At 60.7% G+C, this 13,193-nt stretch carries 11 protein-coding genes and 1 tRNA gene; 8 read left to right on the top strand and 4 right to left on the bottom strand.

The features are described from left to right. The first annotated feature begins 327 nt into the window (after positions 1–327). Complete coding sequence (locus ACQRBR_RS09145; protein WP_427812827.1) at positions 328–1,098, top strand: DUF4198 domain-containing protein; 771 nt, start codon at positions 328–330, stop codon at positions 1,096–1,098. A gap of 447 nt (positions 1,099–1,545) precedes the next feature. Here ACQRBR_RS09145 and ACQRBR_RS09140 read toward each other — a convergent pair whose 3' ends face one another. Both ACQRBR_RS09140 and folK read right to left on the bottom strand, forming a co-directional pair. After that, complete coding sequence (locus tag ACQRBR_RS09140) at positions 1,546–1,839, bottom strand: transcriptional regulator (protein ID WP_168935302.1); 294 nt, start codon at positions 1,837–1,839, stop codon at positions 1,546–1,548. Positions 1,840–1,918: 79 nt separating this feature from the next. Then, a complete protein-coding gene (gene folK, locus ACQRBR_RS09135) occupies positions 1,919–2,500 on the bottom strand; it encodes a 2-amino-4-hydroxy-6-hydroxymethyldihydropteridine diphosphokinase (protein WP_427812826.1) in 582 nt (193 codons plus the stop codon). A gap of 6 nt (positions 2,501–2,506) precedes the next feature. On the opposite strand from folK, the gene xerD reads away from it, so the two are divergent. From xerD to ACQRBR_RS09105, 6 genes are all read left to right on the top strand, one after another. After that, a complete protein-coding gene (gene xerD / locus ACQRBR_RS09130; protein WP_204626485.1) occupies positions 2,507–3,445 on the top strand; it encodes a site-specific tyrosine recombinase XerD in 939 nt (312 codons plus the stop codon). After that, a complete protein-coding gene (locus ACQRBR_RS09125; RefSeq protein ID WP_427812825.1) occupies positions 3,445–6,126 on the top strand; it encodes a CBS domain-containing protein in 2,682 nt (893 codons plus the stop codon). Before xerD ends, ACQRBR_RS09125 begins: the two co-directional genes overlap by 1 nt. Before the next feature lie 62 nt (positions 6,127–6,188). Further along, on the top strand, positions 6,189–6,671 hold the full coding sequence (locus tag ACQRBR_RS09120) for an HIT family protein (protein WP_168935299.1): 483 nt from the start codon (positions 6,189–6,191) through the stop codon (positions 6,669–6,671). Positions 6,672–6,696: 25 nt separating this feature from the next. Beyond that, the gene (locus ACQRBR_RS09115; protein ID WP_168935298.1) at positions 6,697–7,137 is read left to right on the top strand and encodes a lipopolysaccharide assembly protein LapA domain-containing protein; all 441 of its coding nucleotides are present in this window, start codon (positions 6,697–6,699) and stop codon (positions 7,135–7,137) included. A 78-nt stretch (positions 7,138–7,215) separates the two neighbouring features. Then, positions 7,216–9,936, top strand: a complete 2,721-nt coding sequence (gene mutS / locus ACQRBR_RS09110) for a DNA mismatch repair protein MutS (protein ID WP_427812824.1) — start codon at positions 7,216–7,218, stop codon at positions 9,934–9,936. After that, positions 9,929–10,327: a DnaJ family domain-containing protein gene (locus ACQRBR_RS09105; RefSeq protein ID WP_427812823.1), complete on the top strand. Its 399-nt coding sequence runs from the start codon at positions 9,929–9,931 to the stop codon at positions 10,325–10,327. Before mutS ends, ACQRBR_RS09105 begins: the two co-directional genes overlap by 8 nt. 96 nt (positions 10,328–10,423) lie before the next feature. On the opposite strand, the gene ACQRBR_RS09100 is transcribed toward ACQRBR_RS09105, so the two are convergent. Both ACQRBR_RS09100 and ACQRBR_RS09095 read right to left on the bottom strand, forming a co-directional pair. Then, entirely contained in the window at positions 10,424–11,317 is an 894-nt protein-coding gene (locus ACQRBR_RS09100) for an acetamidase/formamidase family protein (protein WP_278338559.1), read from the bottom strand. 22 nt (positions 11,318–11,339) lie between these two features. Then, positions 11,340–12,719, bottom strand: coding sequence for an APC family permease (locus tag ACQRBR_RS09095; protein WP_204626489.1), 1,380 nt, complete (start codon positions 12,717–12,719; stop codon positions 11,340–11,342). A gap of 227 nt (positions 12,720–12,946) precedes the next feature. Between ACQRBR_RS09095 and ACQRBR_RS09090 the strand changes: the two genes are divergently transcribed. Beyond that, positions 12,947–13,024 (top strand) — tRNA-Pro (locus ACQRBR_RS09090). Positions 13,025–13,193 lie beyond the last annotated feature (169 nt).

Below are 13,193 nucleotides of genomic sequence, written 5' to 3'. Positions count from 1 at the left end.
GGGGGGTCTTTTTTTGTCCCCGCTCCGCTCCCTTCCAAAAACTTTTGCCGGTGGGGCCTGTGCGAGGATGGGAGAGCCTCCTCTTCTTCACAGGCACTTCCATCCTCCCGCAGGCAGAGCCTGAGTTCACCTGTTACAGTTGTACCTTTGAGCAGCTTTTTTGAGAGATCCGCAATATTGACAGGGTGTTGTCTTTTGGTTGACATGTAGCGTAAGTGGGAAGAGCCCGAGCAAGTTGAAAGTCAATGTGCTCTTTTTTGTACCTGCAGGTATCCACGGGGCAGTGGGCGAAGATCCCTATTTGACGAGATCCAAGGAGAAAGCAGCATGTGGAAAATAGCATGCATGGCAGTTGCTCTGTGTATGTGTCTGTGTGGTCGGGCGGAAGCCCAGTTCAGTATGCTCATTCCCTCGTCTTCGACGGTAATGGAAGACAAAGAATCTTCCTTGAAGCTGGATATTTTCTCCGCTTATCCCATGGAGATGCGGGGCCTGGATATGCAGCAGCCAAAGTCCCTGACGGTTACCAGGGACGGGAAGGTGGAAGATCTCAAGGCGATGCTCAAGCCGGCTACCATCATAGGGCATCAGGCTTGGCGGGCTGTCTATGAGGTCAAACAGCCCGGCGTGTACCAGTTTGCCACGGAGCCTGCCCCCTATTTTGATCCCGAAGAAGACCGCTTCATCATCCACTATACCAAGACTGTCGTGGCGGCCTTTGGCGAAGAAAAAGGCTGGGATGTTCCTTTGGGGCTGAAAATGGAGATCGTTCCTCTGACTCGTCCTTTTGCCAACTATAGCGGCAATATTTTCCAGGGCCGTGTATTGCTGGATGGCAAACCTGTTCCCGGTGCTGAGGTGGAAGTGGAATTCTACAATCGTGATGATGTCTATATGATCCCCAATGTCTACTTCATAACCCAGGTGATCAAAACGGATGAGAACGGTGTCTTTACGTATTGTGCCCCCTGGCCGGGCTGGTGGGGTTTTGCGGCTTTAAAGACGGACAGGGAAAAGATGGAGCATCAGGGTGCATCCAAGGAGGTGGAGTTGGGGGCGGTGATCTGGGTGGAATTCACCGCGCCGTTGAAAAGATAGATGAGGATCTGCTCCTCGTTTGGCAGCGGCTTGGTGAGAGCTGATACGCTCTGCGTCCCGGATGGCATTCTCCATCGTAGGCGTTCATTACTCGATCGGCGATATAGGATGATTCCTGGAGGACGCCTGCGGGCTTGAGTGAGGTATGCGCATGGCCCCGGGTGCTGGGCAGCATGCCTCATCTTCAGGAGGAACGATGATAAACTGCTCGAGACCCGCTGGATCCCGGGCAGTTCCTATTTGGGGGCTGGAGTTAGTATGGGGAGTTGGTTGGGGGCCGGAAACGACGATTCATGGTTTATCCAAGGAATTCTGCCTGGAAGAAAAAAAGCAGTGTCCCCTATGCCCAAAGGACCTGCGGACACTTCCCTCAGGTTCGGGCCTCCTGCCTGCAAAAAGAAAAAGCCCGTACAATGACGGGCTTGGGAATCGGGATAAACGCGCTGCTTAGTCGCGGGGCGGGAGCTCACGGCCGCCTTCCTGGAGACGTTCCAGGAATTTGTCACGGCATTCGTAGCTGCAGAAACGGTAGACTTTATCGCCGTCACGCACGGAGATATTGCCGTCCACAGAGACATAGGTGCCGCATTCAGGATCTTTGACCATTTCGCCGGCAGCGACCTTGCGCTCGACTTCAGCGGCCTGGTCTTCGGCGTTTTCCTTTTTCTTCTTCAGAAAATCATTGGCAAACAGTCGGTACAGGACGTAAACGGCCAGACCCAGCACAAGCCATTTCCACATAGGGTCGCTCTCCTTCTCCTGCCTAGAGCAGGGTCTCATTCTTTATCGCAACTCAGAATAGCATAAGAGCTTTTGCGCGTCACTGAAAAATTCTCTGACCTTCCTGTCGATATTCGAGCTCGGCCAGCCATTGTGCCGGGGTGCGGCCGTGGATGCGACAGGCGGCGCCCACATCACACAGAGGGATGAGGACGAAGGCACGCTGGCACATGCGCGGATGGGGGACGATGCTTTCCGGCGCGTCGCACTGCCGGTCCCCAAAGAGCAGCAAATCCATGTCGATGCAGCGCGGTCCGAAGCGCAGGGCCGGATCACTGCTACGCTGTCTGCCCAGCAGTTTTTCCTCCGCCAGCAAGGCCTGGACAAAGCTCTGCGGGGTCCAGTCGGTCTCCAGCTCCATGCGGACGACCTGATTGTGGAACCAGGGCTGATCCACATAATCCTGCGGTTCGGTCAGATAGATGCCGGAGAGCGCATCCACCCGGGCACGGGGCAGGGCATGCAGCCGCTCCACGGCCAGGGAGAGCATATGGGCGGCATCGGGTGTGTTGGACCCCAGGCAGACGAAAACGGTGATGGTCGGTGCGGTCATGGCCTTCTTGTAGACATTTGCCCGGATGCTGTCAAAAATCTTGCCCAATCCGTCCAAGGCAGCTAGCATGATGACATGACGGAAAAAAGTGCATTGCCTGAGGCGACGGAGCGATCCCTGCAGATCCTGAAAAAACAGATCCCGGCCTGGGGGGAATACCTGCTGGCCCAGCGGGGCCTTTCCATGCGTACGGTGGTCTCATACCGGCAGGATCTGGAAAACTTTTTCCTTTTCCTTGATGAGCTGGATGCCGGTGACAAGACCAGCCTCGATGAGCATGATCTGTTCCTGTATCTGGCCTGGCTGCGGGCCCGGAAGAATGCGGGGCGCACGCTGGCCCGGCGTTTGTCGGCATTGCGCGGCTTTTTCGAATACACGGTGGAAGAAGGTCTGCTGGAGAGCAATCCCGCCAGCCTGCTGGAAAGCCCGCGTCTGCCCCAATACCTGCCGGAAGTCCTGAGCAAGGCTGAGATGGACCGCTTGCTGCAATTGCCGGACATGCGCGAGAAATGCGGCCGTCGTGACCGCTGCCTGCTGGAAATGCTCTATGCGGCGGGCCTGCGCGTCTCGGAGGTCTGCAATCTGCTGGTGGCGGATGTGGACATGCAGCGGGGGCTGGTGCTGGTGTCGGGCAAGGGCGCCAAGGACAGACTGGTCCCGCTCCATTCCCTGGTGCTCGATCTGTTGCAGCAGTGGTTGTCCTTCTGGCGTGACGACTTTTCGCCCCAAAGCCGTTACCTTTTCCTCAACCGTTCCGGCAAGGGCCTGAGCCGCCAGTACGTCTGGAAGATGGTCAAAAAATACGCCTTGCTGGCGGGCATACGGCGCTCCATCTCGCCGCACACCTTCCGCCATTCCTTTGCCACCCACCTGCTGGAAGGAGGGGCTGACCTGCGGGCCGTGCAGCTTTTGCTGGGCCATGCCGACATCAGCGCCACCGAGATCTATACCCATGTGCAGGCCGAGCGTCTCCATGCCCTGCACAGGCAGTTCCATCCACGGAGTCAGTCGTAATGTCCGCATCTTCTCCCCGGATCCTGGTCACCTGCCATGCCAATGCCGATTTCGATTCCTTTGCGGCCATGCTGGCTGCCCACTTCCTCTACCCCGGCAGCTTGCTGCTGTTTCCCGGGACGCAGGAACGCGGCCTGCAAAAGGTCGTGGCCTCGCTGGATGCCAAACGCTACCATCTGACCGAAAGTGCCGACATCCCCTGGGACGAGATCACGCATCTCGTGCTGGTGGATACGCGCCAGAGGGAGCGTGTCCGGCATGTGTCGACTCTGCTGGACAGGGAAGGGGTTACCGTCGAGGTCTGGGATCATCATCCGGCGTCGTCCGAAGACGTCCCGGCCCAGACGAGCCATGTGGAGACAGTGGGCTCGGTCACGGCCCTGCTGGTGCGGGAGTTGCGGCAACGGGGGGTCGTGCTGGAAGCCGCGGATGCCACCCTGCTGGGGCTCGGCATCTACGGGGATACGGGCTCGTTCACCTACAGTTCCACCACACCGCTGGATTTTGAAAGCTCGGCCTGGCTGCTGACCCAGGGCATGGATGTCAACGCCATCAACGAGATGGCGGCCCATGAGCTGACCAGCCTGCATGTGCGGGCCCTCAACAGTTTGCTGGAATCGGCGCGCGTCTACCATATCAACAATGAGCCGGTGGTCATCGCCGAGGCCTCCATGGAGCACTACCTGGGGGATTTCGCCTATCTGGCCCACCGGCTGATGGAGATGGAGAAGTTCACCGTGCTTTTTGCCGTGGGCCGCATGGAGGACAGGGTGCAGGTGGTGGCCCGCAGCCGCAGCGATGCCATCAATGTGGGCCGCATTTGTGCGGAGCTGGGCGGGGGCGGTCATGCCTATGCCGCCTCGGCCTCCATCCGCAACCTGACCCTCAACGAGGTCCATGACGCCATCGTGCGCAATCTGCACATGCAGGCAGGGCCGGAAAAGACCGCCAGCGATTATATGTCGTCACCGGCGGTGGGGATCGAGTCGGACCGCAGCATGCGTGAGGCCGATACCCTGATGATGCATTTCGGCCTCAAGGCCGTGCCTGTCTTCAAGCCCGGGACACGCCACTGCATCGGAATCCTGGATGCTCAGACGGCTTCCCGCGCCACCAGCCACAAGCTGGGCGACCGGCCTGTGGACGACTACATGCGTCGCAATATCAAGAGCCTGGCCCCGGATGCGCCTTTGCGGGATATCTCGTCCATCATCGTGGGCGGCCGGCAGCGTCTGGTGCCCATCGTGGACAAGGATCTGGTGGTGGGGGTGGTGACCCGCACGGACCTCATCAACGTCATGACCTCCGAGCCCGGTCAGGTCCTGGACTATCAGGAGAACAGCTCGCGCGAACGCAATGTGGCCAAGCTGCTGCGTGACCGTCTGCCCGCACGGGTGCGCCATCTGCTGGAGCTGGCGGGCCGTCTGGGACAGCAGCTGAACATGCCTGTCTATGTGGTGGGCGGCTTCGTGCGCGACCTTTTGCTGGACCGGCCCAACCATGACGTGGATTTCGTGGTGGAGGGCGAAGGCGTGGCCTTTGCCCGTGCCCTGGCTGCCGAACTGGGCGGCCGTGTGCGTGAACATCGCAAGTTTTTGACGTCCATGGTCATCTACCATGACGAAGACGGCCTGGAACAGCGCATCGACGTGGCCACCGCGCGCCTGGAGTATTACGAATCCCCGGCGGCGCTGCCCACGGTGGAGCTCTCGTCCATCAAGATGGACCTGTTCCGGCGCGACTTCACCATCAATGCCCTGGCCATCCGCCTGGACTGCACGCCCTACGGGCAGCTGGTGGACTTTTTCGGCGGGCAGCGTGACATCAAGGAAGGCGTGCTGCGCGTGCTGCACACCCTGAGTTTCGTGGAAGACCCCACACGCAGCCTGCGGGCGGTGCGCTTTGAACAGCGCTATGGCTTCCATATCGGGCCCAGCGCGGAAAAGCTCATCAAGAACCTGCTCAGCCTGCATATGCTGGACAAACTGTCCGGAAAGCGTATCTTCAACGAATATACCCACATATGTGACGAAGACGATCCGGCGGCCTGTTTCGAGCGCCTGGATGGCCTGGGCCTGCTGCGGGCCCTGGGGCCCTCCCTGACCTTGACGCCGAGCAAGCGCCAGATCCTGCAGCAGGTGCGCTCCATGCTCAACTGGTACCGCCTGCTGTATTTCGATGAGAGCGTCGAGAACTGGCTGATCTACTTCCTGGCCCTGGGACACCGGCTGAACTATGCCGAAGTCTCCGCCAATTTCGCCGCCCTGGGGCTGCCCGAAGGTCGCAAGCAGGAGATCTTGCAGCAGCGGGAGTCCATGCGGCATGTGCAGCCCAAGTTGGCCCGCTGGCAAAAGGCCTTTGAGGCCGGAACAGGCAGGATCAGCGAGCTGTATCTGCTGCTGGAAAAATTCTCGCTGGAATTCCTGCTCTACATCATGGCCGGTGTGGAAGACAGCGGGCTGCAAAAGAACCTTTCCCGTTACATCACCCAGTGGCGCCGTGAAAAGCCGGATATCGACGGCCGGGATCTGCGTGACATGGGTATCGCGCCGGGACCGCTGTTCGGGCGCATCCTGCGGGCCGTACTGGTCGGCAAGCTGGACGGGGAGACCCCGGATGTGGACAGCCAGCGTCGTCTGGCGCTGGACATGGCCCGGCAGGAAGGCGTATTTCCTAAATAAAAGAGCGGCGTTCAGGGCAGGACTTGCCCTTGGCGCGCAAGCCGTGTATTGAGGAAAAGAAAATGAAACAATTGTGGACGCCCTGGCGCATCGAGTACATCCTTGGCCCCAAACCGGACAGCTGTGTTTTTTGTCTTCCCGAAAGCAGGGATGAAGACGAGGAGCGGCTCGTCCTGTACCGGGGCAGGCATGCTTTTGTGATCATGAACAAATTCCCGTACAGCAACGGGCATATCATGGTCTGTCCCTATCGGCATGTGATGGCGCTGGCCCAGCTTGAAACGGATGAGACGCACGAGATCATGGACCTGATGCAGCGCTGCACGCTGGTGCTGCAGGAACATTTTCACTGCGAAGGCATCAATATCGGCCTCAACCAGGGGCAGGCTGCCGGAGCCGGTATCCGGGAACATCTGCACTTCCATCTCGTGCCGCGCTGGAACGGGGATTCCTCCTTCATGGCCGTGATGGACGAGGTGCGCACGATCCCGGAACACCTGCGCAGCAGCTATGCTCATCTGAAGCCGTATTTCGACAGGTTTTGAACACCACCGCGCAGAGGAGGAGACTATGCGCTATATAAAGGTCCTGTTACTTGTTCTGCTGATTTTCTTCAGTCTGGTCTTCTTCTTCCAGAACCAGACGGCCCTGTCGACGGCCATGACGCTCAAACTCAATCTCTTCTTCGTGCCTGAGATGACGTCCATCCCGCTGCCGTTCTACTTCATCGTCATCGTGGCCTTCTTCGTGGGTGCCCTGCTGGCGGTGGCCCTGCTGCTGTGGGACAAGATGCACCTGACGGCCCGTTACATGAAGAGCAAGTGGCGTGTGTCCGCTCTGGAACGTGAAGTGGCCAAGCTGAAGAAGAGCCTGGACGGTGAGACCGCGCGCGGCGATTTCCTCCGCAAGGTCTCCCAGGAAAAGGCCCAGGCCATCGAAGCCGCTCCTGCCAAGGAAAAGGCCGAGGCCAAGCCGGAAGAAGTGACCGCTCCCGACCCTGACAAGGCCTAGTCCCTTTTCCCCCGCGCATCAGGCGCATTTTTCTGCAGCGGCGTCGTCCTTGGATGGCGCCGCTGCGCAATTACGCATATGGCAGAAAAAACTCCCAAGCTGACTCCCATGTTCGAGCAGTATCTGCGCATCAAGGCCGACTACCCTGATGCGCTGCTGTTCTATCGGATGGGCGACTTTTACGAGCTGTTCTTCGACGATGCCGTCACCGCGGCCCGGGAACTACAGATCGCCCTGACCAGCCGCAGCCGCGACACGGAAAATCCCGTGCCCATGTGCGGTGTGCCCTGGCATGCCGCGCAGGCCTACATCGCCCAGCTCATCGACAAGGGCTTCCATGTGGCCATCTGCGACCAGACCGAAGACCCCAAGGCCGCCAAGGGGCTGGTGCAGCGGGCCGTGACCTGCGTGGTGACGCCCGGCACCGTGCTGGAAGACGCCAACCTGGACGCCCGCAGCCACAATTATCTGGGAGCCGCTTTCTGGGAGGGACACAACGGGGCCTTCGTCTGGGCGGACATCTCCACGGGCCAGTGGTCCGGCATGGAGGTGAAGCGCCTGCCCGAGCTTTGGCAATGGATCCAGAAGCTGGCCCCGCGCGAGCTGCTGGTGCCGGACGACAAGGAATTGCCGCCCAAATGCCTGCTGGAAGGCGTGCGCCTGCTGCGTCGCCCGGTGGCCGGTTTCGACGCCCGCAAGGCCGAACGCCGTTTGCTGGAAGCCCAGTCCGTGCAGGAACTGGCAGCCCTGGGCCTGCAGAACAAGCCCTGCCTCGTGCGGGCCTGCGGCGCGCTGCTGGTCTATCTGGAGCAGACCCAGAAACGCCGCCCCGAGCATCTGATGCCCTTCCAGCCGCTGGACCTGGGCCGTCACATGCTGGTGGACGACGTGACGGAACGCAATCTGGAGATCTTCCAGCGCCTCAACGGCCGCAAGGGCAAGGGGACCCTGCGGCATGTGCTGGACGATACCATGACGCCCATGGGCGGCCGCCTGCTGGAAGACATGCTGCGGCATCCGTGGCGCGAAGCGGCCCCCATCCTGGCCGTGCAGGACGCCGTGGCCCTGCTGCACGATGACGACAACCGCCGGGCCCTGCTGCGGGAAGCCCTGAAGGACGTCTATGATCTGGAGCGCCTTTCCACGCGCGTGACGGTCAACCGGGCTACCCCGCGGGATTTCATCGCCCTCGGCAACAGCCTGGCGGCCCTGCCTGCCGTTCTGGCGGCCTTGACGCAGCCCTTGGACGGGAAATACCCGCTGCCCGGGCAGGAGAACGGGGAGGACGCGCCCCGTGTCATCCATGAGCTGCTCAAAGGCTGGGACGATCTGGCCGATTGTGCGCATCTGCTGCACAGCGCGCTGGTGGACAGTCCGCCGGTGGTCATCACGGACGGCGGTCTGTTCAAGGCCGGATACAATGCCGAGCTGGACCGCCTGCTGGATCTTGTGGAACACGGCGAGCAGAAATTGCAGGAAGAGCTGGCCCGCGAACAGCAGGAGACCGGCATCGCCAAACTCAAGCTGGGATTCAACCGGGTCTTCGGCTATTATTACGAATTGAGCAAGGCCGCGCACAGCGGGCCGGTGCCGGAGCATTTCATCCGCCGCCAGACCCTGGCCAATGCCGAACGCTTCACCACGCCCGCCCTCAAGGAGCTGGAAGAAGCGCTCCTTTCCGCTTCTGAAAAACGCAAAACGCTGGAATATCAGCTCTATCAGGATCTGCGTACCTTTATGGCCCAACAGCGGGAGCGCATCCTGCACATGGCCGATGTCATCGCCCATCTGGACTACTGGCAGAGCCTTGCCGAGGTGGGGCGTCGCAACGGCTGGTGCCGTCCCGAGCTGGACAGCAGTGCCGACATTTTTATCGAGGAAGGTCGCCACCCGGTGGTGGAAGCCATGATCGGCGCGGCCAATTTCGTGCCCAATAACATCACGCTGGATTCCCGCCGCCGTCTGTGCCTGCTCACCGGCCCCAACATGGCGGGCAAGTCCACGGTGCTGCGGCAGGTAGCCATCATCTGCCTGCTGGCGCAGACCGGTTCCATGGTCCCGGCCACACGGGCGCGCTTGGGGCTGGTGGACAGGTTGTTCTCGCGCGTGGGCGCTTCGGACAATCTGGCCCAGGGGCAGAGCACCTTCATGGTCGAGATGATGGAGACGGCCCGTATCCTGCGGCAGGCCACCAAGCGCAGCCTGGTCATTTTGGACGAGATCGGGCGCGGCACCAGCACCTATGACGGTGTTGCTCTGGCCTGGGCCGTGGTGGAAGATCTGGCGGCCCGGGCGCACGGCGAGGTGCGCACCCTGTTCGCCACCCATTATCACGAGCTCACGGCGCTGGAAAAGCGCGTGCCCGGCGTGTTCACCATGAATATCGCCATCCGGGAATACGGGGGCGACATCCTCTTCCTGCACAAGCTGGTGCCCGGTCCCGCGGACCGCAGCTATGGCGTGGAGGTGGCCCGCCTGGCAGGCGTGCCTGCGCCGGTGGTGCAGCGGGCACGGGCCATCCTGGCGGAACTGGAGCAAAGCCGGGGCGAGGGGCGGCGCATGTCGCCCCAGACGGAGACGCTGGCCCTTCCCGGCATGGAGAAGCGGGTCGCCCGCGAGGAGCCCCCGTCCCTGCCCATCGACATCCCGGCCGCACCGGCCGCCGGGCCGCATCCGCTGGTCCTGCTGCTGCGGGACCTGGATCCCGAGGAGCTCTCGCCGCTGGCGGCCCTCAAGCTGATCATGGAGTGGAAAAAACTCTGGGCCGATGCTCCCGATACGGAGGAAAAACATGTCTGAGGTCAGTCCCTGGTCCGTCATCCAGTCCATTGCCGAGCGTCGTATCGAAGAGTCCATGGCCAGGGGTGATTTCGATGACCTCCCCGGCCGGGGCAAGCCGCTGGAACTGGAAGACGACAGCCATGTTCCTCCGGAGCTGCGCATGGCCTACAAGGTGCTGCGCAACGCAGGCTGCGTGCCGCCGGAGCTGGCCGAGCGCAAGGAGATCAGCAATCTGGCCGAGATGCTGGAACATTGCGAGGACGAGCAGGAGCGCGTGCGCCAGATGCAGAAACTGCGGTTCATGATCCTGCAGGCCCGCATGAAGCATCAGCGTCCCCTGAACCTTGATGACGACACCTATTACGACCGCTTGCTGGAGCGGCTTTCCCGGCACGACAGGAAAAAATAGCGTCTTCTGTTCCTCAGGCAAAAGGACACGAAAAAAGGCTGCCCGCAAGATGCGGACAGCCTTTTTCAGTATCGTCGCGTCGGACGGGCCGCAGGGCTAGCCCACCAGGGGACGCTTCATGTCGGCCTTGGGCACGCCCAGGCGCACGATGAGGTCCACTTCGCAGGGCTTGCAGGCCTGGCAGACTTCCAGGTCGCCGCGCAGGGACATGTACAGGTAGGCGTCGGTGGCATCCCAGCCGGTAGCGGCAGCCACCAGGCCCTGCATCTGCACGCTGGCGTGGCGCAGGGCTTCTTCATAACCGGCGGCGCTGGCCATGGTGTACCAGGTGTCGGCGGTTTCCAGCACGGGCCATTCCAGCGGGCAGTTCTTGATGACGCTCACGCGGGCGATGACGGTACCGTTGATCTCCAGACCGGTGCCGCACAGTTCGCTGTCACCCATGACGGCGTGCATGTCGCCCATCTGCACCAGACCACCTTCCACGCGCACGGGGAAATAGGCGGTGTTGCCCTTGACCATCAGCTTGCAGTCCAGGTTGCCGCCGTGGCTGCCGGGGTAGCCGCAGGGCACGCTCTTGCCCTTTTCGGGGGCCACGCCGATGACGCCGATCATGGGATTGATGGGGAAGGTCACGTCATTGAAGACGGCCTTGCCGTTCTCGATGGGAATGCGCTTGGTGCGGGTCTCGCACTTGTCCCAGAGGGGGCCGATCTTGGGCAGGGTGGTGGTGGTACCGATGGTGTCGCACTGCACGTCCAGCAGTTCCACCTTGATGACGTCGCCGGGCTGGGCGTCGCGCACGAACAGCGGGCCGGTGGCGGGGTTCATCTTGCTGTAGTCGCAGCTGGTCACCAGCTGGCTTTCGGAATGCATCTGGTTGCTGAAGCAGTCCTGGGTGCGGAAGATGACGATCTCGCCGGAATCGATGGTGCCGGTAGGTTCGTTGTCGGCACTGAAGGTATAAACGACCTTGTCAAAGTACTGCATGATTCAACTCCTGCAATGAAGGTTACACCATATCGCTCTTGCGGAAGGCTTCGGGGACGACCTTGTAGCCCTTGCTCTTGACGTAGCCGATGACCAGGCCGATGGCCAGCCAGCTGAAGCCCACGATCTGGGTCATGCTGTCGAAGGAGAGCCACACATAACCGAGGATGAGCACGCCGCAGAAGGGGCAGATCACATAGTTGAGCAGGGCCTTGCCGCCGCGCATCTTTTCACGACGCCAGAAGAAATTGTACACGGCGAGGTTCAGCAGGATGAAGGAGGTCAGGGCGCCGAAGTTTACCAGGCGGGCCAGGTCTTCCACGGTGGAGAGCTCGGCTACCAGGATGGAGAAGATACCCACGGCGATGGTGGCGATGTAGGGGGTCTGGAAGCGGGGATGCACCTTGCGGAACAGGCCGGAGACACCGGGCAGCACGTTGTCGCGGGACATGCCGTACAGCACGCGGGAGGTGGCGGCCTGGGCGTTCATGGTATTGGCGATGCCCACGGCCAGGATGTTGACCACCAGCAGGACCTTGCGGAACCAGTCACCGGCGGCGAGCTCGGCAGCGTCGAAGAAGGCCGTGTCGGGGTTCATCTTGCTCATGTCGGGCTGGATGATGGTGGCCACGTAGGTCTGGAGCATGAAAAGGAAGCCGATGCAGAGCAGAGCGGCCATGGTGGCGCGGCCGATGGTCACTTCGGGGCGGTGGGTCTCTTCGGCCAGGGTGGAGATGCCGTCAAAGCCCAGGAAGGAGAGACAGGCGATGGTGCAGGCTAGGCCGATGAACTGCAGGTTCATCTCGCCGGGGCGGTACAGGGGATCCATGACCAGCTGGCCGGTGCCGCCGCCTTCACCAAGGACGTAGTTGAGGCCGAAGCCGATGAACAGGGCCAGGACCACGGCTTCCACATAGAACATGATCCAGTCGGCACGAGCGGTATAGGTGATGCCGCGGACGTTGATGAGGGTATTGATGCCCACGAACACGATGACCCACATCCAGCGGGGGGTGGCCGGGAAGAGTTCCACACACCAGTTGGCGGTCATCAGATAGAGCAGGGCGGGCACGAACACATAGTCCAGCAGGATGAGCCAACCGGCGATGAAGCCCACATGGTGGTTCAGGCCGCGCTGCACATAGGCGTAGACAGAGCCCGCGATGGGGAAGCGGTTACTCATCTTCATGTAGCTCAGGGCCGTGAAGAACATGGCGCAGATGCCCACAAAGTAGACAAAGGGCGCCATCATATGGCTGTCTTTGGAAATGTAGCCATAGATGGACATGGGGGCGATGACCACCATGAACAGCATACCGTAAACAAATACGTCCTTGAAGCTGAGTTCGCGCTTCAGCTCCTGGCCGTAGCCAAAATTGTCCGTGGAACCTGTGTTCGACATAAAGCAACCTCAAAAAAATTTTTACCGGGCAGACGAACCGGTATGTGCGTTTTAGCCCCTTTTTTCATAAAGTCAAAGCCTAATTGCCCGATATGCGTAAAACACGTACCGCCATGTCCGGGACTCCGCCGGGCAGGAACGGATACCACCTGACATGGCGGAGAAAAATTTTTTTGAAAAAAAAGCTTGCATACGGCAGGCCTTCGGTGTAATGTCCTCTCTTGCAACGGGATGTGGCTCAGTTTGGCTAGAGCGCAGCGTTCGGGACGCTGAGGCCGCGCGTTCAAATCGCGCCATCCCGACCATAAAAAAATAGACGGGTTCCAGTGAAGCTGGAGCCCGTTTTTTTATGGTGAAAGCAATATATGTCCCTTGCCGCGTACCCCTGTGTCCGTGAGGGGGGAAGGATAGTCCGCCTCTCAGCCCAAAGGCGTTCAGTCTTATTTTGAACTGTCGCAATCGGTGGGACCAGGT

This window comes from Desulfovibrio sp. SGI.133 (genome assembly GCF_050313955.1).
Classification (GTDB): Bacteria; Desulfobacterota; Desulfovibrionia; order Desulfovibrionales; family Desulfovibrionaceae; genus Desulfovibrio.
The sequence above is the reverse complement of the archived record's forward strand: the minus strand, read 5'-3'. Positions and strand labels throughout refer to the sequence as shown.